Origin of the sequence: Acidovorax sp. 56 (assembly GCF_002749705.1) — a bacterium.
Classification (GTDB): Bacteria; Pseudomonadota; Gammaproteobacteria; order Burkholderiales; family Burkholderiaceae_C; genus Acidovorax.
Window position 1 is genome coordinate 3,942,503 of record NZ_PEEV01000001.1, and the last position, 21,825, is coordinate 3,964,327.

The following is a 21,825-nucleotide window of genomic DNA, read 5'->3' on the forward strand; positions in this document are numbered from 1 at the left end:
ATTCGCGGGACCAATACACCAAATGGAATCAATCCATTTGATCTAGGTAAAGGCAAATCTTAATCTAGCCCCCGTTCCAACACACAGACGCCAACCGCGCAATGTGCTGGATGCACCAGGGGCATGGGTTGCGCACGGCGCAGTCTGCGCCCCTACCTCACCCCACAAAAAGAACGCCCAGTTTGCGCTGGCAGCGTTGAATCAGGAGACAAAGATGAAAACCGCTTTTTCCCGCGTCGGCAAGGCCGCGGGCTGCATGTTGCTGAGCCTGGTGGGTGCCCACAGTGCCCACGCTTTTGAGGGTGGCGTCTCGCCTTTTCCTGTGGGCTCTACAGGTGAATATGTGGCGGGCGTTCCGCCGATGGCCGGGCTGTTTGTGCTGGAACAGCTGCACTACACCTCGTCCAAGGGCCTGTATGACAACCAGGGAGACAAGCGGCCGATTCCTTTCAAGATGGGCACGTTCTCGGCCACCACGCGCTTGCTGGCGGGTTATGACACTACCGTACTGGGAGCGCGCCTGTATTCGCAACTGGTGATTCCGGCGGTGTCGCTGCACACCGACGTGGCGGGCCACAGTGAGCGGCACAACGGGGTGGCGAACATCACGGTGTCGCCTGCCGTGTTGCGCTGGGCGGTCTCGGATCGCTCGTACGCGGTCGCCGGTCTGGACATTGCTTTGTCCAATGGTTCCTACAACCCCACCCGGCCCAGCGTCTCCACGGGCTACACCTCGTTCCAGCCGGTGCTGGGCTTTCGCCATAACGACCCGAACGGTTTGGACATTGGTGTTATCAACCGCCTGCTGATCAACCGCGAAAACAGCACCACCCACTACCGCTCAGGCCGTGGCTATGTGGGCGAATTCACGGCGGGCTGGAACACCGGCCCCTGGAAGATGGGCGTGGTCGGTTCGTACCTCAATCAGTTCAGCGACGACCAGCAGGGCGGCAGCACCATCCAGGGCAACCGGGCGCGCAGCTTTGCGTTGGGGCCATCGCTGAACTACAACGCGGGCCGCTACAGCGTGAGCCTGAACTACCAGCGCGGCGTGTACGCGACCAACACCACCAAGAACAACATCTTGGGCGTGGGGGTGACGATTCCCCTGTGGGTCAAGCACTGAGAGGGCTTCGCAGCCAGGTACTGTCACCATGAAAGCCCCACATCTCCTTGCCCCAGCGCTGCTGGCGGTCTGTGCTTTGGCCCAGGCGCAGCAGCCCACCGATCCGGTGGCCGTTTTCAACCGCTACGTGCAGGCCGTGCACGCGGCCGATCTGCCCGCGGTGCGTGCCCTCATTGCTGCCGACGTCGAGCGCTTGGATTACCCCGCCTGCACCGCACAGATGGACAACGCGGCGTGCCTAGCCTTCTACATCGATCAGACCGTGGTCAAGCCCCAGGCACAGATCAACGTGGTTGCCATCGAGACCCGGGGCGATGAGCTCACAGCCAGGCTGGAGGTGCGCAGTGCGCTGTACCAAAAGGCCGGGGCAGAGCGCATCGTCGGCAGCGATGTGCTGCGCATCGTGGACGGAAAGATCCGCGCCTTTCGCTTTGTGCCCGACTTCAAGGACCCGGCCACGGCCAGCTTCTTCGCCAGCATCGGCATCACGCCGCGTCCCCGCAATTCCCAACCCTGACTTTTGAAGATGTTCAAGTACTTCCCCACCAACTACGTCTGGAACCTGTCCGTCGATCTCGCCATCGAGATGGGTGCCCGCATCGGCGAAATCGAGGAAGTGTGCGCCCCGTTGCAAGAGGCTGCCAAGGCCCCTGACACTGCGGGCACCAAAGCCTTCCGCGAGACCTGGGTCCGCATGGCCGACAAGCTCTGTGGGCTGGCGCAGGAGGACGAGGCGCGCGGCTGGCAGTACTCGGCGGGCGAGAAATACCGCCGTGCCTCCAGCTACCTCATCACCGCCGAGCGCCTGCAGGCGCACAACGCCCCGGGGCGGCTGGCCATCTACCAGCGGGAGCTGGAACTGTTTCTCAAGGGGGCACGCCTGCTGGGCGATCGGGTCCAGCGGGTAGAGATCCCCTACGAAGGATCGCACCTGTCAGCGCTCTACTACCCGGCCCATGGCCTGAAGCCGGGCGAGCGTGCGCCTTTGCTGGTCCAGCTCAATGGTCTGGACTCCACCAAGGAAATGAAATACCTCGTCGGCCTGCCCGCATGGCTGGCACAGCGCGGAGTGTCGTCCTTGGTGGTGGACCAACCGGGCACTGGCGAGGCGCTGCGGCTGCAAGGCCTGACGGCCCGCTATGACACCGAACACTGGGCCAGCCGGGTGGTTGACTGGCTGGAGCAGCACCCCGAAGTGGACCCTCAGCGGATCGGTTGCGAAGGCGTCTCATTGGGTGGCTACTACTGCCCGCGCGCCGTGGCCATGGAGCCGCGCTTTGCCTGCGGGGTGGCCTGGGGCGCCAACCACGACTGGCGCGACGTGCAAAAACGCCGCATGGAAAAGGAGGGCGACTTCCCGGTGCCGCACTACTGGGCCCATGTCTGCTGGGTCTGGGGCGCCAAGGATGTGGACGACTTCATGCGCATCGCCGAAGACGTGCACCTGGATGGCGTGGTCGAGAAGATCCGCGTGCCTTTCCTGGTCACGCATGGCGAGCGGGATTCGCAGATCCCGCTGAAGTGGGCGCACCGCACTTATGAGCAGCTGGTCAACAGCCCTCGGCGCGAGCTGAAAGTGTTCACCGACCGCGAAGGCGGATCGCAGCACGCGAGCTTTGACAACAGCATCAACGCCGGTCATTACATCGCCGACTGGGTGGCACAGACCCTCGGTGGCCGCACTGCCTGAGTGGCCTAGCGCCTGCCCCCAAAAACGACACCACAAAGGATTGAGAGATGAACATCATTGGACCCGACGCCCTGGTTTTTGGCGTGGACGACGTGGCCGCCTGCGCCCAATACTTGACGGACTACGGACTCACCCCGGTGGGCGTCACCGCCGCTGGAGGGCGGTTTGAGGCCCTGGACGGCACAGCCGTGGAGATTCGTGCCAAAGACGACCCCGCCCTGCCTCCTTCGCTGGGCACGGCCAGCATGTTGCGCGAAACGGTCTATGGGGTGGCGGATGCGGCCACACTCGACGCCATCGAAGCCGAGCTGGCGCGCGACCGCGCCGTAGAGCGCCAGGGCGGTGTGCTGCGCACCACCGACGACCTGGGTTTTGCCCTGGCTTTCCAGGTCACGGTGCGCAAGCCGCTGACACTGCCTGCCGAGGCTGTGAACGCCCCTGGCGCTGCGCCGCAGCGTGGCCCCAATACTCTGGGTTTGTCACCCGACATGCCCGCGCGGCCGCGCTCGCTGTCGCATGTGGTGTATTTCGTGCCCGATGCGGCCAAGGCCGAGGCCTTCTACGCCCGCCTGGGGTTTGTGTGCACCGACCGCTTCACCGGCGTGGGCCCGTTCTTGCGCCCCGCTGGCACCCTGGACCACCACACCCTCTTCATGATCCAGACTCCCCCGTTCATGAAGGGTTGCGAGCATTTCACCTTCCACATGGGCGGCCCCACCGACTTGCTGCTGGCTGGCACCCGTTTGGTCGACAAGGGCTATCAGAGCTTCTGGGGGCCGGGGCGCCACAAGTTTGGCAGCAACTGGTTTTGGTACTTCAACTCGCCCCTGGGTTGCCATGTCGAATACGACGCCGACATGGACCTGCACGACAGCACGTGGGCTGCACGCGAGGTGCCGATGAGTGCGGACGCCTCTCAGTTGTTCCTGTTCCAGCACCGCGAAAAGTGGGCGCCTTCCGGCCCACCACCCGCTGGCGCTGCGCACTGAGGACCGTGCCATGAAGCTGTGCCACTGGAAGGATCTGCCCGATGGCCAATCGCGCGGCTTTGACCCTACAGGCCGGGGGCAGGACTCGGTGCTCGTGGTACGCCAAGGCCCGCAACTCTTTGCCTACGCCGACGCTTGCCCTCACCACAACACCCCCATGGCATGGCGCAAAGACCAGTACCTGAACGCAGCGGGGGACCGCATTGTGTGTGCGGCCCACGGTGCGTTGTTTGACATCCCCACCGGGCGGTGCACCCTGGGCCCATGCCTGGGCGATGCGCTCACGCCCGTGCCATTGACATTACAAGCGAACGGCGAGGTCCACATCGCCGACGCAACCTACCAGGAGACAAATCCATGAACCTTTCTTCCCAACGCATTCTGGTCATCGGCGGTGGCTTTTCCGGCATGGCTGCGGCCATTGAGCTGCGCAAGCAGGGCGCCCAGGTGGACGTGGTCGAAATTGACCCAGGCTGGCGCAGCTATGGCGCGGGCATCAGCCTGGGGGGCGCCACGCTGCGGGCGTTTCGTCGCTTGGGCATTCTGGACACCTTCCTGGCCCAGGGCAACGCCTCGGACGGCGTGAACCTGCACCTGCCCCATGGTCCCCAAGTCGCAACCATTCCCACGCCGCGTATCGCGGGCGCGGACGTTCCCGGCGGGGGCGCCATCATGCGCCCCGTACTGGCCCGCATCCTGGCCGAGGCCACCCGCGCGGCGGGTGCCCATGTCCGCCTGGGCTGCACCTTCACGGCCATTGAGCAGGAGGCCGACGGCGTGCAGGTCCGCTTCACCGACGGCCAGAGCCAGCGCTACGACCTCGTGATCGGCGCCGATGGACTGTATTCCAAGGTGCGCGAAACCGTGTTTGAAAACGCCCCCAAGCCGCGCTACAGCGGCCAGGCGGTGTGGCGTGCAGTGCTGCCCCGTCCCCCCGAAATCGACACAGCCACCATGTGGATGGGCCCGCAGATCAAGCCTGGTGTGAACCCGGTCTCCAAGACCGAGATGTACCTTTTCGTCACCGAGCCGCGTCCCACCAACGACCATGTCGACCCAGCCACCTTTGCCGACCGGTTGCGTGCGTTGCTCGACGGGTTTACTGCGCCCACGCTGCAGGCAATCCGCAGTCAGATCGGGCTTGACTCGCAGATTGTGTACCGCCCCTTGGAAGGCATGCTCATGCCGCGCCCCTGGTCACAAGGCCGGGTGGTGCTGATTGGCGACACGGTGCACGCCACCACGCCCCATCTCGCCTCTGGCGCCTGCATTGGCATCGAAGACGCGCTGGTGCTGGCCGACGAGCTGGCCAGCGCGGGCGACGTGCCCAGCGCCTTGGCCTCCTTTGAAGCCCGCCGCTGGGAACGCTGCCGCATGGTGGTGGAGAACTCGGCACGCCTGGGCGAGATTGAGGTCGAAGGCGGCGACAAGGACGAGCATTCGCGCATCATGCGCGAGTCCCTCATGGCCCTGGCCCAGCCTATCTGAGGTGCGGCGGCCATGATCACTACCAATTCGCTGCGGGGCCGTGTGGCCCTGATGGTGGGCCACTGCGCAGGCATGGTCGACCTGGTGGCCTTGCCTGTTTGGGTGGGCACCTTGATATCGGTGTACCGATTCGATCCGCAACAGGCGGGATTGCTGGCGACGCTCTTTTTGGCAGGCGCCGTGCTTGCCAGCTTGGTGTTGGCGCCGTTCTTTCAAGTGTTGCCGGGCCGCGTAGTGGCTACCGCGGGGTTTGCCGCTGCGGCCGTGGGTTTTGCGGTGGCCTCTAGCACCACCCAGTTTTCGCTGTTGGCTTTACTGCATGCCGCCTCAGGGGTGGCTGCGGGCGCTGCCTTGAGCGTGACGCATGGCACCATCGCCCGCAGCCACAACCCCCACCGCATGTTTGCGCTGGTGGGCATGGCGCTGGGGGTGTTTGCCATCGTGTTTCTGGGGGGCACTCCGGTGCTGGTGGCGCAGCAGGGCGGTGCGGTGCTGTTTCAGGTGTTCGCTGGCGTCATGGCGGTGGGGGCCCTGGCGGCAGCGCTGGCCTTCCCGCAGCCTGATACGTCGACAGAATCCGGGTCTTCACGCGGTCCCTCTGCGCCATTGCCGGTCGCTGTCTGGTGGGGCATGCTGGGCATTGCGGCTTTGGGGCTGGTGCAGTCCATGACCTTCAGCTTTCTGGAGCGTGTGGGCAGCGACCGGGGTTACGGACTGCAGGCCGTCACTGGCGTGCTCATTGCCTTGGGTGTGGTGAACCTCTTTCCGGCCGCGTTGGCTGCTGTTCTGGAAAAGCGCTGGGCCGCCCGCAGCGTTTTGCTGGCGGGGCCTGCACTGCAGGCCTTGCTGGTGGTGGTGATCATGAACTCCCCAGTGTTCGCCCCTTATGCCGCCGCAGCGGCCGTGTTTGCGGCGGTGATGATCTTCACGCACACCTTTGCCTTTGGCGTTTTGGCCCGGCTGGACCCTAGTGGCAGGGCCTTGGCGGCCACCCCCGCCATGCTCATGTTTGGCGCGGCCATTGGGCCCATCCTGGGGGGCACGCTGGTCAAAGCCTGGGGCTATGGCAGCTTGGGTGTGGCCGCCCTGTTGATCGATGGGCTGGCCATGTATGCGTTTGCACGCATTCATCGCTCTCCCGCCCATGCCAAGCCTCTGCCCGGGGTGGCGTAACCGTCAACGCACTGCCCGCTCTACTCCTTGTTCTGTCTGGGCGCACCTGTCGCGGGTGCGCGCTGAGCCCTTCCCTATCTCTGTATGACCAAACCCCAACGCCGCTTTGTGGACCTGTCCATCTACCTGGAGAACGATGTGCTCTCCGACCCACCGCCCCTGGCGCCCAAGATCACCTACCAGAAGCACGCCGATACGTTGCCCGAGTTCATGGCCATGATCCCGGGCACCCAGCCCGAGGACTACCCCGACGGCGAAGCGGCGGCGGCCGAGTGGGTCACGCTGACCACGCACAACGGCACCCACCTGGATGCCCCCTGGCACTTCCACTCCACGCAGGATGCCAAGAACGGTGGAGCACGCCCCTCCATCACGATTGATGAAGTGCCGTTGGAATGGTGCTTTCAGCCGGGTGTGAAGCTGGACTTTCGCCACCTGCCCGATGGCTACGTGGCCACCGCCGCAGACGTGGAGGCTGAGCTGGCCCGCATCGGCCACATGCTGCAGCCGCTCGACATTGTGGTGGTCAACACCCGGGCCGGTTCGCGCTACGGGCACAAGGACTACCTGGGCGCAGGCTGCGGCATGGGTTATGAAGCGACGATGTACCTGCTCGAGCGGGGAGTGCGCCTGACGGGGACCGATGCCTGGAGCTGGGATGCACCGTTTTCGTACACCGCCCAGCGTGTGGCAGAGACCGGCAACAAGGCCCTGATCTGGGAGGGCCACAAGGCGGGTCGCGATATCGGCTACTGCCACCTGGAGAAGCTGCACAACCTGGAGGCGTTGCCGCCTACGGGTTTCACGATCAGCTGCTTCCCCCACAAGATCCGCGGCGCCTCGGCAGGCTGGACGCGCGCGGTCGCCATTTTTGAAGATTGAGGAGTTGGTTCATGGCTTTCCCATCCATCCATCGCGTGGTCACTGGCCACAACAGCCGAGGTCGGGCCGTGGTCGTCAGCGAAGGGCCGCTGTCCACTGTGGTCGAGATTGCGGCCATCCCTGGCACAGTGTTCCACGAGGTCTGGAGCACGGCCCAGTCGCCTGCTGTGGTCGACAACGGCCCCGATCCCACCTTGGGTGCTCTGGTGCTGCCCCCACCCCCTGGCGGTACGCGCCTGCGTTTTGTGGACATTCCGCCGGATACCCCCGAGTTCCTGGCCCACGGTGCCCAGCGCATGCATGCAGCCTTCAGCCAGGTGGGCGACGCATCTGCGTCCACCGTGTGTTCGGATTCTCCCCACCCGTTGATGCACCGCACCGAATCGGTGGACTATGGCGTGGTGATCGAAGGCGAATTGACGCTGGTGCTCGACGAGGGCGAGGTGCAGTTGCGTCCTGGCAGCGTGGTGGTGCAACGTGGCACCAACCATGCGTGGGCCAACCGGTCCGGTGCGCCTTGCCGCATGTTGTTCGTGCTGGTGGACGGGCAGTTTGCCCCGTCCGTGGTTCAGCCCACAGTGCAGCCATGATGGTTGTGAAACGGAGCTTTTGATGCGATTTGCCACCCTGAAAAACGGCACACTGGATGGCCGCTTGGTACTCGTGTCGTCCTGCAGCCAGCGCGCTGTGGACGTTGCGCCCTTGGCCCCCAGCCTGTTGGCGGCCTTGCAGCAGTGGGATGCGTTGGAGCCCGCCCTGCGCGTGCTGGCAGCAGCGCTGGAGACCGGCACAGCGCCTGGGGCTTTTCCTTTCGATCCCGCCTTGTGTAGCGCCCCCTTGCCGCGCAGCCCGCAGTGGCTGGATGCCTCGGCCTTTCTCAACCATGGGCGGTTGATGGAGCGCGCGTTCAACACCCCGCCCATTCCGCACTTCGACACTATCCCGGTCATGTACCAGGGCGCCAGCGACGACTTTTTGGGGCCCTGCGACGATGTGCCCATGCCCAGCGAGGCCGATGGCATCGACTTCGAAGGCGAGTTCGGCGTCGTCTGCGGGCCTGTGCCGATGGGCGTGACGCCAGAGGCCGCCTTGGCCAGCGTGCGGCTGATCGTGCAGATCAACGACTGGAGCCTGCGTGCGCTGGGCCCGCACGAGATGAAGACGGGTTTTGGCTTCTTGCAGGCCAAGCCTTCCACCAGCTTTGCCCCACTGGCCGTGACGCCCGATGAGCTGGGCGATGCTTGGCAGGGTGGGCGGGTCCATTTGCGTCTGCATGTGGAGTCCAACGGCCAATGGTTTGGCCACCCCCATGGCGGTGAAATGAACTTTGGCTTTGGGCAACTGATTGCACACGCAGCCCGCACGCGGCGGTTGACGGCGGGCACCATCGTCGGCTCAGGCACCGTGTCCAACCAATCGCGCGATGCGGGCTCTGCCTGCCTGGCCGAGCGGCGCGTGATTGAGATTCTGGACGAGGGCGCCGCCAAAACGCCCTTCATGCGCTACGGCGACGCCGTGCGCATGCAGGCCCGGTGGCCCGACGGGCGTGAAGGCCCGTTTGGCGCAGTGCACCAGCGCGTGGTGGCGGCTGGTGCTGACGTTGCAGAGGGGCGCTGATGCAGCACGTGGTCATCACGGGGGCGGGGGGCTTTGTCGGGGCTGCGCTGGTGCAGCGCCTGCGTGCGCACCCGCAGAGCCTGGGGCAAGCAGGCCCGCTACGGCTCACGTTGGTCGATCGTGCTGCTGCGTCAGCGCCCGCCTCGCACACGGTGCCTTCGGCACCAGCGCAGGCCAGCCTGCGCTGGCACCTGGGCAGCTTTGCAGACCCCTCCTTGCTGCAAGCACTGCGCGATGATCCGCCGGGCGTTGTGTTCCACCTTGCCAGTGTGCCGGGGGCGCTGGCCGAGCGCGAGCCCGCTTTGGGCGTGCAGGCCAATCTGCTCGATACCGTGGCCTTGCTGGAGGGGCTGGCCCAGCCAGTGCGGGCGGGCCAAGCCCCCGCGCCGCGCGTGGTGTTTGCCAGCTCGGTGGCGGTGTATGGGGCCTTGGGGACACATCCCATGAACGAAGCGCAAGTGCCGCAGCCCACGTTGAGCTACGGCACCCACAAATGGACGACTGAGCTGCTGTTGGCCGACTACAGCCGCCGTGCTGAGCTGGATGCCTGCAGCCTGCGCCTGCCCGGTGTGGTGGCCCGTCCCCCGGCCGAGACGGGCCATGGCTCAGCCTTCATGAGCCAGATCTTTCATGCTTTGCATGGGCGGCAGGCCTACACCTGCCCGGTCTCGCCCCAGGCCACGGCCTGGTGGATGTCGCTGGAGCGTTGTCTGGACAACTTGCTGCATGCCGCGCGCATGCCCATGGAGGCGATGACGTCTGCCCGTTGCTGGCAGCCGCCGGTGCTGCATGCCTCGGTGGCCCAGGTGGTGGAGGCGGCTGCGCACGCCCTGGGCTGCCATGCGCAGGACTGGATTGGCTACGCGCCCGACCCGCGCATCGAGGCGGTGTTTGGTCGCCAGCCCTTCCTGCACACACCGCATGCCCAGGCGGCGGGCTTTGTGCACGACGATGGCGTGGACGCCTTGGTGGCGCGGGTGCTTGGGCCACTGGGGCCGCCCGCCTTGCCTGGCGCGTGACGCGGACCTGGGGCGGTTCAGCGCGCTTTTACAAAATCTCCAACACCGCCTCAATAGGCCGGCCCACACGGGTGCCACGGGGGCTGCTGGCCACGGGGCGGTTGAGCAGAACGGGGTGCGTGGCCAGGGCGTCCAGCAGCTGTTCGTCTGTGACACCAGGGGCGTCCAGGTGCAGCTCTTTGAACAGCGGCTCTTTGGTGCGCACCAGGTACAGCGCGCCTTGGCCGCTGCTGGCGACCAGGGCTTGCAGCGTGGCGCGGCTGGGTGGGTGCTTGAGGTAGTCCACCACCGTGGGCTCCACACCGCGCTCGCGGACCAGGGCCAGGGCGTTGCGCGAGGTGCTGCACTTGGGGTTGTGAAAAAAGGTGACGCTCATAGCGGGTTGGGCTCAGTTGCTGTTGAAGTTGCAGTAGCGGGCGCCAGCTCAAAGTGGTCCAGCAGCGCGAAGTCGTCCTGCGGGTGTTTTTGTGAAAACAGCGCCAGGCTGTCGATGTGTTGTGGCGGCAGGTCGGCAAAGAACTGCTGGGCCACGTCTTCCACCACGTCCTGTAGCGGCGGCTGCACCAGGTGCAGCGGGCCGGTCAGTGGCAGGTGAAAGGTCCAGGGCGCTTCAGGCGCTGCCGCACCGTCCTGCTGCAGCGCAGCAATCGCCTGCAGGGCTTGCTGGCATTGGGTGGCCCAGGCGTTCAGGGCCTGGTGGCTGCGGTGGCCTGGCGCGGGGGCCAAGGCCAGTGCGCCAGCGTGGCGCACCACCTGCAGCGGGGGCAAGGCCATGGGCTGCCATTGGGTGGTCAGCCGATGCACGGTGGCTTGCAGGGTGAGCCAGTCCGTGCCCTCGGCCAGGGCAAAGCTGGGTGCCCAGGCGGCGCGCCAGCCCCATTGGCGGGGGCGGGCCGTGAGCAGGTGCAGCACCTCGGGTGGCACTTCGGCAATGTCGAGCTGGGGCAGGGGGCGCAATTGCGCGGCGCAGCGGCCCAGCCAGTGGCTGCCCGCAAGCCAGCCCAGCGTGCCGGGCTGGGGTGCCCAGGCCAGGGTGTAGCGGGGTGCGGTCATGTGCCGGTCTGCGCCGGGGCTTTGCCGGGCAGCCGCTTGCCCAAGTCCAGCGGCCGGTCTTCAAAGGCGGTGCTCAGCACCACGGTGCTGGTGGTGCGGGCCACGCCCTCAATGGCCTTGATCTGGTAGATGACGTCTTCCAGGGCACGGGCGTGGGTGGTGCGGATCTTGGCCAGAAAGTCGTATTCGCCCGCCACGCTGTGCAGCTCTTGCACCTCGGGCATGGCGCGCAGGCGCGGGGCCACTTCGCGGCAGTGGATGCCGCCGTCGTTGCGGATTGCCACAAAGGCGGTGAAGCTCAGCCCCACGCGGTCGGGGTCCACGCTGATGGAAAAGCGGCGGATCACGCCCTTGTCCAGCAGCTTCTTGACCCGTTCGTGCACGGCCGCTGTAGACAGCCCGACCTCGGCCCCGACATCGGCATAAGAACGACGGCCATCTTCACCAAGCGCCGAAATAATTCTGGCGTCCATGTCGTCTGTCTGAATATTTGCTTGCATAAGGGCTGTGATTCGGTAAAAATTCCTGAAACCGCTGGTTTTCCATAAATTATTCGGTCAGGTGAAGAATATGCCGACATTTTTCAATGTGCAAGCGCCCAAGTGGGGGCTGGGGCGCTCTGGGGCGCTGGTGCTGGCCTTGTTGCTGGTGTATGTGGTGTGGGGCACCACGTATTTCGCCATTGGCATTGCGCTGCAAAGCATGCCGCCCCTGTGGATGAACGCCATCCGCTTTTTGTGCGCGGGTGGTGTGATGTTGCTGGTGGCGTTGTGGCAGGGGCATGCCCTGCCCACGGCCGTGCAGTGGCGCAATGCCGCGCTGGTGGGCGCGCTCATGGTGTTTTTTGCGATGAACTGCATTGGTTTTGCGCAAAAGCTGGGCATTGGCTCGGGCCTGATGGCCACGGTGGTCACCACCATGCCCATGTGGCTGGCGCTGTGGACGCGCTGGGGCGGCGAGCGCGTGCCGTTGACCAGTTGGGTGGGGCTGGCGCTCGGCGTGGTGGGCGCGCTGCTGCTGGCGCTGGAGGGCGACTTCTCGGCCACCTGGCAGGGCGCCTTGCTGGCGTTTGGTGCCCCGCTGTGCTGGAGCGTGGGCTCGTACGCGTCGCGCAAGCTCACGCTGCCGGCGCCCGCCATGGCCTCTGCCGCACAGTGGCTTGTGGGTGGTGCCCTCAGCCTGGTGGTGGCTGCCTGGGTGGAGCCTGTGGGCCGGTTGGCTGACGTCACAGCCAAGTCGTGGGCCGCTTGGGTGTATTTGCTGGTGTTTGGCACGCTGATTGCGCTGAACGCCTACCTGTGGCTGCTGCAAAACGCCTCGGCTGCGCTGGCGGGCAGCTACTCATTCGTGAACCCTGCGGTGGCCCTGTTGGTGGGTGTGGCGCTGGGGGGCGAGCTGCTCACCGGCTGGGTGTTTGCCGCGCTACCGCTGATTGCCGGGGCGCTGGTGTGCATTTTGTATGGGCCCCTGGTGCTGGGCCTGTGGCAGCGCAATGTGGCGCCCCGGTTGCGCGCTGCCTGGGCCCCTGGCAGTCGTCAGCGGCAGATGTAGTGCTATTGAAAGCATAGCTGCTAGCGCTTTGAGAATAAGCGCTGGCAGCCTTTTTTGTTCAAATTGATGCAGGCAATCCATTCACCGGCCTGCCTGGCATCTGTCGGCATGCGCTGACATGCACTGGCAAGAAGGCGGTTAGGCTTGGGCTTTGATTGCCCTGCCGCCCAACCTTAGCCCTGGAGTGCTTTGCCATGCTCTACAAATTCAAATCCCGCGCTGCCGCCGACCTGATCTTGCTGGAACCCCAGGGGCGGCAGATTCTGCAAATCATTGGCAAAGCGCCAGCGTCCACCGGCATCGTGACTGCCGCGCAAATCCCTGCCGCGCTGGCCGCCCTGGAGGCCGCTGTGGCCGCTGACGAAGCCCGCCTGCGCGAGGCTGCGCAACAGGCTGTAGAGGCGGACCCGAACGCGCCGGAAGACGAGCCCCGCGACACGGTGCGCTTGCGTCAACGGGCGGCGCCCTTCATCGATCTTTTGCGCCGCAGCCTGCAAGAAGACTGCGATGTGGTCTGGGGTGTGTAGCGCAAGCCAGGCGCCGCGGTAGGACGCACTGCAGGGGCGCGCTGTATGGCCACTGCCATGTGTGACCGTGCGCTCTCAATCCACCTTGGCCCCTGACACCTTCACCACCCCCGCCCATTTCTGGTGTTCTTGCTCAATGTGGCGTGCAAACTCGGCCGGGGTGTTGCCGCCCGGGATGGCGCCTTGGGCGGTGAGCCGCTCTTTCACCGCCGGGCTGGCCAGTGACTTGGCGACCTCTTGCTGGATACGGTTGACGATGTCCGGGGCGGTGCCTGCCGGGGCCAGCAGGCCGAACCAGGAGCTGGCCTCGTAGCCCTTGAGGGCCGGGCCGCCAGCCTGCTCCACCGTGGGCACGTCGGGCAGCGCGGCAGAGCGCTGGCTGCTGGTCACAGCCAGGGCCACCAGCTTGCCGGCTTTGATCTGCGCCATGGACGAAGGCAGGTTGTCAAACATCACATCGGCGTTGCCCGCCACCATGTCCATCAGCGCGGGGCCCGAGCCCCGGTAGGGCAGGTGCAGCATGTAGGTGCCCGTCATGCTTTTGAACAGCTCGCCCGCCAGGTGGATGGAGGTGCCGTTGCCGCTGGACGCCATGTTCAGTTTGCCCGGGTTGGCCTTGGCGGCCTTGATGAAATCCTGCACGTTGGCGACGCCCAGGGCTTTGGCCTTGTCGGGGTTCATCACCATCACGTTGGGCACGGCGGCCACCAGGGTGATGGGCACAAAGTCCTTGATGGGGTCGTAGGGCAGCTTGGCGTACAGCGCGCGGTTGATGCCGTGCGTGCCCACCGTGCCCATGAGCAGGGTGTAGCCGTCGTTGGCAGACTTGGCCACGGCCTCGGCGCCCACGTTGCCGCCCGCACCAGCACGGTTTTCCACAATGAAGGGCTGCCCGAAGGCGCGACCCAGCTCGGGCGCCATGGCGCGCGCCAGGATGTCGGTGGTGCCACCGGGGGCAAAGGGCACGATGATGCGCACGGGCTTGGTCGGCCAGCCAGCGGTTGCGGGTGCCGTCTGCGCGTGTGCCTTGCCTGGTGCCAGCAAAGAGGACGCAGCGGTCAGCGCCAAGGCGCCCATGGCCGTCAGGGTGAGTGCGAGGGCCACGGCCTTGCGGCGGCTGCGTGCCTGGCTGCGGGCCTGGATTTGTGCACTGGAGCGGGCGGGGGGGTGGACGCGGTGCAGCGATGTCATGGGGCCATTCCTTTTCGAATCGATAGACATTGCAGGTGCCGTGACCTGCATGCTGGTGTTCTACGCGGGTGCGTGCGCAAAGGGCAGATGGGATTACCCGAACAGTGGGACCGCAGCGATAAAAAAAGCCACCGGGCCCGGAAGGCGCGGTGGCTTGTGCTGCACTGGCGTTGCCGCCAGCGGCAGGGATCAGTCGGCGTAAGTGCCAGCGGCCTTGATGACGGCGCCCCACTTGTCGATCTCGGACTGCACAAACTTCTTGTGCTCGGCGGGCTCGATGCGCTTGTCGGTGGCCACCACGGCGCCCAGGCCTTCTTGCTTCTTGATGAACTCAGGGTCCTTCAGGGCCACCTTGATGGCTTCGTTGAGCTTCTTGAGCACGTCGGCAGGGGTGCCCTTGGGCGCGTACACGCCGTGCCAGATCGTCACGTTGAAGTCCTTCACACCCGACTCAGCCAGTGTGGGCAGGTCTTTGAGGGCTGGCGTGGTGAGGCGCTTGGTGGTGGTCACAGCGTAGGCCTTGACCTTCTTGCCTTCGATCTGCGACGTGGTGTTGGTGGTCTGGTCGCACAGCAGGTCGATCTGGCCGCCGATCAGGTCGGTGATGGCGGGGGCGGTGCCCTTGTAGGGCACAGGGGTCATGTCCACCTGCAGCGCGCTTTGGAACATCAGGCCGCACAGGTGCGATGCCGAGCCCTGGCCCGCATTACCCAGGTTGATCTTGCCCTTGTTCTGGTTGATCCAGGCCGACAGCTCCTTGTAGTTGTTGGCGGCCATGCTGGGCTTGGCGATCAGCGTCATGGGCACGTCGTTGACGATGCCCAGGTACTCAAAATCGTTGGCCACGTTGAACGACAGCTTGCGGTACATCGTGGGCATGGTGGACATGCTGATGTGGTTGAGCAGCAGTGTGTAGCCATCGGGGGTGGCACGGGCCGCCTTGGCGGTACCGATGGTGCTGCCAGCACCGGCCGTGTTGTCCACCACCACGCTCACACCCAGGGGCTTGCGCAGGGCTTCGGCCAGGTCGCGGGCCACGCGGTCGGTGGGGCCGCCCGCTGCGTAAGGAACCACCAGCGTGATCGTCTTGTCTTTGGACGGGAACTCTTGCGCTTGTACGCCGAAGGCGGTGACCACTGCGGCGGCGGCCAGCGAGAGTTTCAGCAGATTTTTCATGGATGCTCCTTTGATTGACGGGGCCATGATAGCGATGGCGTTTTCGCAGGGTAATACGGGTTGTCCGTAGCCTGTGCGCTGTGGTGTTTTAAATCAAAACAAGCTGCAGGTCTGATATATAGAGCGCCGAAAGCTATCTATTTGATAGCAAATGCAAGGGTTAACCCTGACACCGAGGGTCGTGCAAAGCTCGTCTGTTAGGGGTGCAGATTGCCTTGTTTTTGTGACAAATCAACAGCACCCGCACGGCCCGCGCAAGGGGGCGCGCAGGCCCTCTGGGTGGTATCGCTAGATCCCGTTTGCCGCGCTGTCAGCGGTAGCTGCGCGCATCTTCGATCACCCGGCCGTCGTTGGGCAGCGTGCCAGGCGGCACCATCTGCACCTCGCCACGCAGCTTGGTCACCTCGCGGATGGCATCCGAGAGCTGGTGGGCCAGGCCCTCGGCGGTTTCGGTGGTCTCGACCTGCAGCACCATCTGGTCGTTGGCCATCTCGCCACTGACCACGAGGCGCGCTCGCAACACTTGCGGAAAACGCTTGGCGATCTGCGCCACCTGCCCCGGGTGCACAAACATGCCGCGCACCTTGGTGGTCTGGTCGGCCCGGCCCATCCAGCCCTTGATGCGCGTGCCGGTGCGGCCTGTGGGGCAGGTGCCGGGCAGCACGGCCGACAGGTCGCCGGTGCCAAAGCGGATCAGCGGGTAGTCGGGGTTGAGCGTGGTGATGACCAGCTCGCCCACCTCGCCCTCGGGCACGGGGTCGCCGGTGCCAGGGCGCACGATTTCGACGATCACGCCCTCGTCCAGCACCAGGCCTTCGCGCGCACTGGTCTCGTAGGCAATCAAGCCCAGGTCGGCCGTGGCGTAGCACTGGTAGCCCGCAATGCCGTGCTCAGCAAACCAGTCGCGCAGCGAGGGCGGAAAGGCCTCGCCCGACACCAGCGCCTTGGTCACCGTGGGCAGCGCCACGCCCATCTCGGCAGCTTTTTCGACAATGATTTTCAGAAAGCTGGGCGTGCCGATGTAGCCCGCCGGCTGCAGCTCGGCCATGGCCTGCACCTGCTGCTCGGTCTGGCCCGTACCACCCGGAAACACGGTGCAGCCCAGCGCGTGCGCGCCGGTTTCCATCATCGAGCCTGCGGGCACGAAGTGGTAGCTGAAGCTGTTGTGAATCAACTCGCCCGCACGAAACCCCGCCGCATGAATGGCCCGCGCCATGCGCCAGTAATCGGCCCGCGTGCCCTCGGGCTCGTAGATGGTGCCGGGGCTGGCAAACACGCGCGTCATGCCCGGCCCAAAACCCAGCGCACTGAAGCCGCCAAACACGTTGCTGGCCCGGCCCGCCTGCTGGCGCTCCAGCAGCTCGTACTTGCGCGTGACAGGCAACTGCGCCAGCGCCGCGCGGCTGGTGACCGAGGCCGCATCCACCCCCGCCAGAATGCTGGCAAACGCAGGCGATGCCTGCTGCGCATGCGCCACCTGCCGAGGCAGCGCTGCCATCAGCGCCGCTTCACGCTCCGCAGGGCTGCGGGTTTCCAAGGCGTCATAAAACGTGCTCATGCCAGGGTTCCTTTGGGTAGGTTTGAATCAAAAAGGCCTCTAGCGCTTATCTATCAAGCGCAAGCAGCTATCAAATGAGGAGCAAAAACGTTTTGAACAGAAATCAACAAAGGGCGCTGCCTTGAACCCTGGCGCGGCCACCGCCAGCGCACCCGTGGAACTGGCTTTGCCAGGCCACCGGGTGCGTCCCCCTGAGGGGGAAGGCGCGCAGCGCCGCAGGGGGCTCGTCAAGCCAACCAGCGCTTGCGCCGCTTGTAGCTTTTGACATCCTTGAAACTCTTGCGCTCGCCGCCACCCACGCCCAGGTAGAACTCTTTGACGTCCTCGTTGCTGGCCAGGTCGCTGGCGGCGCCGTCCATCACCACGCGGCCGCTTTCCATGATGTAGCCGTAGTCCGCGTACTTCAGCGCCATGTTGGTGTTCTGCTCGGCCAGCAAGAAGGTGACCTTTTCCTTGGTGTTCAGGTCTTTGACGATGTTGAACACCTCTTCCACGATCTGCGGCGCCAGGCCCATGGAGGGCTCGTCCAGCAGCACCATGCTGGGGTTGGCCATCAGCGCGCGGCCAATGGCGCACATCTGCTGCTCACCCCCCGAGGTGTAGGCCGCCTGCGAGGTGCGGCGTGTTTTGAGGCGCGGAAAGTAGTTGTAGACCTTCTCCAGATTGGCATCGATCTCGCCCTTGCTGGTGCGGGTGTAGCTGCCCGTCATCAGGTTCTCTTCGATCGTCAGGTGGGCAAAGCAATGCCGCCCCTCCATCACCTGCACCACGCCGCGCTTGACGAGGTCGGCAGGCGACAGGTTTTCAATGCGCTCGCCGCGCAGCTCAATGCTGCCCTTGGTCACCTCGCCGCGCTCACCCTTGAGCAGGTTGGAGATAGCCCGCAGCGTGGTCGTCTTGCCCGCCCCGTTGCCCCCCAAGATGGCCACGATCGAGCCCTCCTGCACCTGCAACGAGACGCCCTTGAGCACCAGGATCACATGGTTGTAAATGACCTCGATGCCGTTGACGTTGAGAACAATGTTTTTAGAGTCCATGGTGTTGCCTTCGCTGTGCCAATCGAAAGGGCTGCGGTGCAACCCTTTCGATTGGCGGCTGCAAACGAATGCAGCCGCTACGTCACTGGCCTTTGAAACGGTCGCAGCCCCAGGCCAGGACCACCGTGCAAGGGCCTACGCCGGCCGCGCCGCCCCGCCGCACTGGTGGTGTCCCCCTTCCCGAATCGCGCAGCGATTCGAGAGAAGGGGGAAGCGGCAAAGCCGCTCAGGGGGATGCACTTAGCTACTGCAATCAGCAGGGTCCCGCCGCGTCATCTTCTTGTCGCCCAGGTACTTGTCCGCACCGGCCTTCACCATGGGCTTGAGGATCTGCTCGTCAGCCTGGTACCAGTCGGACGAGAAGTTCCACTTCTTGCCGTCCCAGGTGTGCACGCGCGACCAGGTCGATCCCATGTGGTCGGCGCAGCTGGTGGACAGGGGGCGCATCACATCGTTGAAGCCCAGGGCATCCAGCTTCTTCTGGTCCAGCGCCAGGTTTTCCATGCCCCAGCGCACTTGCTCTCCGGTCATGACCTTGCCCTTGCCAAAGCGCTCTTGCGCGCGGCGCACCGACTCCACTGCCAGCATCTGGATGATCACGCCGCGCGTGTACAGCACCGATCCCACTTCGTCCTTGGGCCCTGTGCCCTGGCCCTTGTCGTGCACGTGCTTCAGGATGTCCTGGATCACCTTGCTTTGCTGGCCGTAGCCGTTCAGCGCCAGCGCGTTGTAGCCCTTGGCGCCTTCGCCCACGTCGCGCACATCGGGCTCGGCACCAGCCCACCACACGCCATACATCTTGTCGCGGGGGTAGCCCGTGGCCTGGGCTTCCTTCAGGGCGGTGGAGTTCATCACGCCCCAGCCCCACAGCAGCACGTAGTCGGGGCGGCTTTGGCGCACCTGCAGCCAGGTGGCTTTTTGCTCCACACCGGGGGCCGTCACGGGCAGCATCTGCAGCTCAAAGCCGTGCATCTTGGCGCGCTCTTGCAGCACCGGGATGGGCTCTTTGCCAAACGGGCTGTCGTGGTAGACCAAGGCAATCTTCTTGCCCTTGAGCTTGTCCAGCCCGCCATTGGCCTTGCCCAGGTGCTGGATCAGGATGTCCGCGCCCGTCCAGTAGCTGCCCATGAAGGGGAAGTTCCACTTGAACGCCTGCCCGTCCTGCGCCACCGACAGGCCATAGCCCAGCGTCATCAGCGGGATCTTGTCCACGGGCGCCTTCTCGGTCAGCGCAAACGTGATGCCGGTGGCCTGGGGGTCAAACAGCGACACGCCGGGCTTGCCCTTGAGGCGCTCGTAGCACTCCACGCCCCGGTCGGTGGCGTAGCCGGTTTCGCATTCTTCAAAAGTGAGCTTCACACCGTTGATGCCGCCATCGCGGGCGTTGATCATCTTGATGTAGTCCTGCTTGCCATTGGCCCATGGCACACCGTTGGGTGCGTACGGCCCCGTGCGGTACGACAGCAGCGGGAAGAACTGCTCCTTCGCTTGCGCCATCGCGCTGGTCGCCAGCGAGGACGCTCCAGCGGCAACCACCGCTGCGGCAATCACGATTTTGGAAAGCTTCATGGATGTCTCCTTTGGATGAATGTGTTGAAGCACGGGGAAAACTGGCAGGGGATCAATGCGGGAAGGGCCAGAGGCGGAGTTTTTGCTTGGCGGTGGACCACAGCTTGGCCAGGCCATGCGGCTCCACGATCAGGAACCACACGATCAGTGCGCCAAAAATCATCAGCTCGGCGTGCGAGACGCCTGCCGTGGAAATCTCGATACCGAACAGACCCACGAGCGCGGGCAGGAACTGGTTGAGCACGATGGGCAGCACCACGATGAAGGCGGCGCCAAAGAACGCGCCCATCACCGAGCCCAGTCCGCCGATGATCACCATGAACAAGAGGCGGAACGAGATTTCGACCGAGAAGGCCGCAGGCTCCCAAGCGCCCAGGTGCACAAAGGCCCACAGTGCACCGGCCATGCCCACGATGAAGGAGCTCACGGCAAACGCGCTGAGCTTGGCGTACATGGGGCGGATGCCGATCACCGCAGCGGCCACGTCCATGTCGCGAATCGCCATCCACTCGCGGCCAATCGCGCCGCGCACCAGGTTCTTGGCCAGCAGGGCCACCACCACCAGAATGGCCAGGCAGAAGAGGTATTTGCTGGTGGCGCTTTCGATGGGCATGCCAAGCACCTGCAGGTTGGTGACCGACACCGAGCCCGAGTCGGAGTTGTTGGTGAACCACTTGATGCGCAGGAACATCCAGTCGCTGAAGAACTGAGCGGCCAGCGTCGCCACCGCCAGGTACAGGCCCTTGACGCGCAGGCTGGGCAGCCCGAACAGGATGCCGAAGAACGTGGCGCACAACCCGCCCAGGATGAGCGCCGGAATCAGCGGCATGCCCGGAAAGCGCACGAAGAAGTTGTAGGCTCCATAGGCCCCTACGGCCATGAAGGCGCCCGAACCCAGCGAGATCTGGCCGCAGTAGCCCACGAGGATGTTCACCCCCAGGGCCGCCAGCGCCATGATGACGAAGGGGATCAGGATGGCGCGGAAGATGTAGTCGCTGGCCAGCATGGGCACGGCGATGAAGGCGATGGCCAGGATGATGCCGATGGCAATGCGGTCCTGTGCGATCGGGAAGATCTGCTGGTCGGCGCGGTAGCTGGTCTTGAACTGGCCGTTTTCGCGGTAGAGCATGTTTTATTTCTCCTTGTGAACCTTCGGGGTGGTGATCTTTTGGCTACTGGCACTGCGTGCCCTCCGCCGAAAAATCATTCTTCGCTGCGCGAAGCACCCTCCGGGCGGATCACGTGTTTCACACGCGATCAATGATTTTTTCGCCAAACAACCCCTGCGGCCTGAATAGCAGGAACACCAGCGCCAGCACATACGCAAACCAGATCTCGATGCCACCGCCCACATACGGGCCCAGGTACACCTCCGACAGCTTCTCGCCCACGCCGATGATCAGACCGCCGATGATGGCGCCGGGCACCGAGGTGAGGCCGCCCAGGATCACCACGGGCAGCGCACGCAGCGCCACCGTGGTCAGCGAGAACTGCACACCCAGCTTGCTGCCCCAGATCATCCCGGCCACCAGGGCGACGACGCCCGCCACGCACCACACGATCACCCAGATGCGGTTGAGCGGGATGCCGATGGACTGGGCCGCCTGGTGGTCGTCGGCCACAGCGCGCAGGGCGCGGCCGGTGGAGGTCTTCTGGAAAAACACCGACAGCAGGGCCACCAGCGCGGCGGCGATGGCGGCGGCAATCACGTCTTCCTTGTTGATCAGGATGCCGCCCTGGAACATGGACTCCAGCGCAAAGATCGGGTCCTTGGGCATGCCCACGTCGATCTTGTAGATGTTGCTGCCGAACAGCGTCTGGCCCAGGCCTTCCATGAAGTAGGTGATGCCCAGCGTGGCCATGAGCAGCGTGGCGCCCTCCTGGTTCACCAGATGGCGCAGCACCAGCTTTTCAATCAGCCAGGCCACGACGAACATGATGGCGCCGGCAATCACAAAGGCCGCCAGGTTGGCCACGATGGGGTTCGTGATGCCGGTCCACTGCGGAATCCACTCGGCAAAGCGGGCCATCGCCAGGGCTGCGAACAGCACCATGGCGCCCTGCGCAAAGTTGAACACGCCCGAGGCCTTGTAGATCAGCACAAAGCCCAGCGCCACCAGCGAATACAGCATGCCGGCCATGAGGCCGCCGATCAGTGTTTCGAGAAAGAATGCCATGA

The 21,825-nt window shown here is 64.8% G+C and carries 23 protein-coding genes; 13 read left to right on the top strand and 10 right to left on the bottom strand.

Annotation, left to right across the window (positions count from 1 at the left end):
- The first annotated feature begins 214 nt into the window (after positions 1-214).
- The 11 genes from CLU88_RS17485 to CLU88_RS17535 all read left to right on the top strand — a co-directional run bounded on the left by CLU88_RS17485 (position 215) and on the right by CLU88_RS17535 (position 9,984).
- Positions 215-1,126: a transporter gene (locus tag CLU88_RS17485; protein WP_233205517.1), complete on the top strand. Its 912-nt coding sequence runs from the start codon at positions 215-217 to the stop codon at positions 1,124-1,126.
- 28 nt (positions 1,127-1,154) lie between these two features.
- Positions 1,155-1,643, top strand: a complete 489-nt coding sequence (locus tag CLU88_RS17490; RefSeq protein WP_143226043.1) for a nuclear transport factor 2 family protein — start codon at positions 1,155-1,157, stop codon at positions 1,641-1,643.
- Between the two features lie 9 nt (positions 1,644-1,652).
- Entirely contained in the window at positions 1,653-2,816 is a 1,164-nt protein-coding gene (locus tag CLU88_RS17495; RefSeq protein ID WP_099657682.1) for a S9 family peptidase, read from the top strand.
- A gap of 47 nt (positions 2,817-2,863) precedes the next feature.
- Positions 2,864-3,805: a VOC family protein gene (locus tag CLU88_RS17500; protein ID WP_099657683.1), complete on the top strand. Its 942-nt coding sequence runs from the start codon at positions 2,864-2,866 to the stop codon at positions 3,803-3,805.
- 10 nt (positions 3,806-3,815) lie between these two features.
- Positions 3,816-4,166: a Rieske (2Fe-2S) protein gene (locus tag CLU88_RS17505; protein ID WP_099657684.1), complete on the top strand. Its 351-nt coding sequence runs from the start codon at positions 3,816-3,818 to the stop codon at positions 4,164-4,166.
- Entirely contained in the window at positions 4,163-5,293 is a 1,131-nt protein-coding gene (locus CLU88_RS17510; protein WP_099657685.1) for an FAD-dependent oxidoreductase, read from the top strand. The genes CLU88_RS17505 and CLU88_RS17510 overlap by 4 nt, the downstream gene beginning before the upstream one ends.
- Positions 5,294-5,305: 12 nt before the next feature.
- Positions 5,306-6,466 carry an MFS transporter gene (locus CLU88_RS17515; protein WP_199173469.1) on the top strand — a complete coding sequence of 387 codons (1,161 nt, stop codon included), beginning with the start codon at positions 5,306-5,308 and terminating at the stop codon, positions 6,464-6,466.
- An 84-nt stretch (positions 6,467-6,550) separates the two neighbouring features.
- Positions 6,551-7,348 (top strand): cyclase family protein, encoded by a 798-nt coding sequence (locus tag CLU88_RS17520; protein ID WP_099657686.1) that lies wholly within the window; start codon positions 6,551-6,553, stop codon positions 7,346-7,348.
- Between the two features lie 11 nt (positions 7,349-7,359).
- Positions 7,360-7,938 (top strand): cupin domain-containing protein, encoded by a 579-nt coding sequence (locus CLU88_RS17525; protein WP_099657687.1) that lies wholly within the window; start codon positions 7,360-7,362, stop codon positions 7,936-7,938.
- 22 nt (positions 7,939-7,960) lie between these two features.
- Positions 7,961-8,965 carry a fumarylacetoacetate hydrolase family protein gene (locus CLU88_RS17530; RefSeq protein WP_099657688.1) on the top strand — a complete coding sequence of 335 codons (1,005 nt, stop codon included), beginning with the start codon at positions 7,961-7,963 and terminating at the stop codon, positions 8,963-8,965.
- On the top strand, positions 8,965-9,984 hold the full coding sequence (locus CLU88_RS17535) for an NAD-dependent epimerase/dehydratase family protein (RefSeq protein ID WP_099657689.1): 1,020 nt from the start codon (positions 8,965-8,967) through the stop codon (positions 9,982-9,984). The genes CLU88_RS17530 and CLU88_RS17535 overlap by 1 nt, the downstream gene beginning before the upstream one ends.
- Before the next feature lie 28 nt (positions 9,985-10,012).
- Here CLU88_RS17535 and arsC read toward each other — a convergent pair whose 3' ends face one another.
- Genes arsC through CLU88_RS17550 form a run of 3 tightly spaced genes read right to left on the bottom strand, consistent with a single transcriptional unit; the run spans position 10,013 to position 11,510 of the window.
- The gene (arsC, locus tag CLU88_RS17540) at positions 10,013-10,360 is read right to left on the bottom strand and encodes an arsenate reductase (glutaredoxin) (protein ID WP_099657690.1); all 348 of its coding nucleotides are present in this window, start codon (positions 10,358-10,360) and stop codon (positions 10,013-10,015) included.
- On the bottom strand, positions 10,357-11,037 hold the full coding sequence (locus CLU88_RS17545) for a DUF1045 domain-containing protein (protein ID WP_099657691.1): 681 nt from the start codon (positions 11,035-11,037) through the stop codon (positions 10,357-10,359). The genes arsC and CLU88_RS17545 overlap by 4 nt, the downstream gene beginning before the upstream one ends.
- The gene (locus CLU88_RS17550; protein ID WP_099658974.1) at positions 11,034-11,510 is read right to left on the bottom strand and encodes an Lrp/AsnC family transcriptional regulator; all 477 of its coding nucleotides are present in this window, start codon (positions 11,508-11,510) and stop codon (positions 11,034-11,036) included. The genes CLU88_RS17545 and CLU88_RS17550 overlap by 4 nt, the downstream gene beginning before the upstream one ends.
- Before the next feature lie 97 nt (positions 11,511-11,607).
- On the opposite strand from CLU88_RS17550, the gene CLU88_RS17555 reads away from it, so the two are divergent.
- A complete protein-coding gene (locus tag CLU88_RS17555; RefSeq protein WP_099657692.1) occupies positions 11,608-12,588 on the top strand; it encodes an EamA family transporter in 981 nt (326 codons plus the stop codon).
- A gap of 194 nt (positions 12,589-12,782) precedes the next feature.
- The gene (locus CLU88_RS17560) at positions 12,783-13,115 is read left to right on the top strand and encodes a DUF1840 domain-containing protein (protein ID WP_099657693.1); all 333 of its coding nucleotides are present in this window, start codon (positions 12,783-12,785) and stop codon (positions 13,113-13,115) included.
- A 75-nt stretch (positions 13,116-13,190) separates the two neighbouring features.
- Here CLU88_RS17560 and CLU88_RS17565 read toward each other — a convergent pair whose 3' ends face one another.
- The 7 genes from CLU88_RS17565 to CLU88_RS17595 all read right to left on the bottom strand — a co-directional run bounded on the left by CLU88_RS17565 (position 13,191) and on the right by CLU88_RS17595 (position 21,823).
- Entirely contained in the window at positions 13,191-14,306 is a 1,116-nt protein-coding gene (locus CLU88_RS17565) for a tripartite tricarboxylate transporter substrate binding protein (protein ID WP_199173470.1), read from the bottom strand.
- A 189-nt stretch (positions 14,307-14,495) separates the two neighbouring features.
- The gene (locus tag CLU88_RS17570; RefSeq protein WP_099657694.1) at positions 14,496-15,482 is read right to left on the bottom strand and encodes a tripartite tricarboxylate transporter substrate-binding protein; all 987 of its coding nucleotides are present in this window, start codon (positions 15,480-15,482) and stop codon (positions 14,496-14,498) included.
- A 310-nt stretch (positions 15,483-15,792) separates the two neighbouring features.
- Positions 15,793-17,040, bottom strand: a complete 1,248-nt coding sequence (locus CLU88_RS17575; protein WP_099657695.1) for a phenylacetate--CoA ligase family protein — start codon at positions 17,038-17,040, stop codon at positions 15,793-15,795.
- 227 nt (positions 17,041-17,267) lie between these two features.
- On the bottom strand, positions 17,268-18,077 hold the full coding sequence (locus tag CLU88_RS17580) for an ABC transporter ATP-binding protein (protein ID WP_099658976.1): 810 nt from the start codon (positions 18,075-18,077) through the stop codon (positions 17,268-17,270).
- A gap of 240 nt (positions 18,078-18,317) precedes the next feature.
- Positions 18,318-19,646: an ABC transporter substrate-binding protein gene (locus CLU88_RS17585; protein WP_099657696.1), complete on the bottom strand. Its 1,329-nt coding sequence runs from the start codon at positions 19,644-19,646 to the stop codon at positions 18,318-18,320.
- Positions 19,647-19,698: 52 nt separating this feature from the next.
- Positions 19,699-20,775, bottom strand: a complete 1,077-nt coding sequence (locus CLU88_RS17590; RefSeq protein ID WP_099657697.1) for a branched-chain amino acid ABC transporter permease — start codon at positions 20,773-20,775, stop codon at positions 19,699-19,701.
- Between the two features lie 118 nt (positions 20,776-20,893).
- Positions 20,894-21,823 carry a branched-chain amino acid ABC transporter permease gene (locus CLU88_RS17595; protein WP_015012350.1) on the bottom strand — a complete coding sequence of 310 codons (930 nt, stop codon included), beginning with the start codon at positions 21,821-21,823 and terminating at the stop codon, positions 20,894-20,896.
- Between the last annotated feature and the right edge of the window lie 2 nt (positions 21,824-21,825).

Coding starts and splice junctions, on each gene's coding strand:
- CLU88_RS17485 (WP_233205517.1), top strand. CDS start 215: ATGAAAACCGCTTTTTCCCGCGTCGGCAAGGCCGCGGGCTGCATGTTG.
- CLU88_RS17490 (WP_143226043.1), top strand. CDS start 1,155: ATGAAAGCCCCACATCTCCTTGCCCCAGCGCTGCTGGCGGTCTGTGCT.
- CLU88_RS17495 (WP_099657682.1), top strand. CDS start 1,653: ATGTTCAAGTACTTCCCCACCAACTACGTCTGGAACCTGTCCGTCGAT.
- CLU88_RS17500 (WP_099657683.1), top strand. CDS start 2,864: ATGAACATCATTGGACCCGACGCCCTGGTTTTTGGCGTGGACGACGTG.
- CLU88_RS17505 (WP_099657684.1), top strand. CDS start 3,816: ATGAAGCTGTGCCACTGGAAGGATCTGCCCGATGGCCAATCGCGCGGC.
- CLU88_RS17510 (WP_099657685.1), top strand. CDS start 4,163: ATGAACCTTTCTTCCCAACGCATTCTGGTCATCGGCGGTGGCTTTTCC.
- CLU88_RS17515 (WP_199173469.1), top strand. CDS start 5,306: ATGATCACTACCAATTCGCTGCGGGGCCGTGTGGCCCTGATGGTGGGC.
- CLU88_RS17520 (WP_099657686.1), top strand. CDS start 6,551: ATGACCAAACCCCAACGCCGCTTTGTGGACCTGTCCATCTACCTGGAG.
- CLU88_RS17525 (WP_099657687.1), top strand. CDS start 7,360: ATGGCTTTCCCATCCATCCATCGCGTGGTCACTGGCCACAACAGCCGA.
- CLU88_RS17530 (WP_099657688.1), top strand. CDS start 7,961: ATGCGATTTGCCACCCTGAAAAACGGCACACTGGATGGCCGCTTGGTA.
- CLU88_RS17535 (WP_099657689.1), top strand. CDS start 8,965: ATGCAGCACGTGGTCATCACGGGGGCGGGGGGCTTTGTCGGGGCTGCG.
- arsC (WP_099657690.1), bottom strand. CDS start 10,360: ATGAGCGTCACCTTTTTTCACAACCCCAAGTGCAGCACCTCGCGCAAC.
- CLU88_RS17545 (WP_099657691.1), bottom strand. CDS start 11,037: ATGACCGCACCCCGCTACACCCTGGCCTGGGCACCCCAGCCCGGCACG.
- CLU88_RS17550 (WP_099658974.1), bottom strand. CDS start 11,510: ATGGACGCCAGAATTATTTCGGCGCTTGGTGAAGATGGCCGTCGTTCT.
- CLU88_RS17555 (WP_099657692.1), top strand. CDS start 11,608: ATGCCGACATTTTTCAATGTGCAAGCGCCCAAGTGGGGGCTGGGGCGC.
- CLU88_RS17560 (WP_099657693.1), top strand. CDS start 12,783: ATGCTCTACAAATTCAAATCCCGCGCTGCCGCCGACCTGATCTTGCTG.
- CLU88_RS17565 (WP_199173470.1), bottom strand. CDS start 14,306: ATGACATCGCTGCACCGCGTCCACCCCCCCGCCCGCTCCAGTGCACAA.
- CLU88_RS17570 (WP_099657694.1), bottom strand. CDS start 15,482: ATGAAAAATCTGCTGAAACTCTCGCTGGCCGCCGCCGCAGTGGTCACC.
- CLU88_RS17575 (WP_099657695.1), bottom strand. CDS start 17,040: ATGAGCACGTTTTATGACGCCTTGGAAACCCGCAGCCCTGCGGAGCGT.
- CLU88_RS17580 (WP_099658976.1), bottom strand. CDS start 18,077: ATGGACTCTAAAAACATTGTTCTCAACGTCAACGGCATCGAGGTCATT.
- CLU88_RS17585 (WP_099657696.1), bottom strand. CDS start 19,646: ATGAAGCTTTCCAAAATCGTGATTGCCGCAGCGGTGGTTGCCGCTGGA.
- CLU88_RS17590 (WP_099657697.1), bottom strand. CDS start 20,775: ATGCTCTACCGCGAAAACGGCCAGTTCAAGACCAGCTACCGCGCCGAC.
- CLU88_RS17595 (WP_015012350.1), bottom strand. CDS start 21,823: ATGGCATTCTTTCTCGAAACACTGATCGGCGGCCTCATGGCCGGCATG.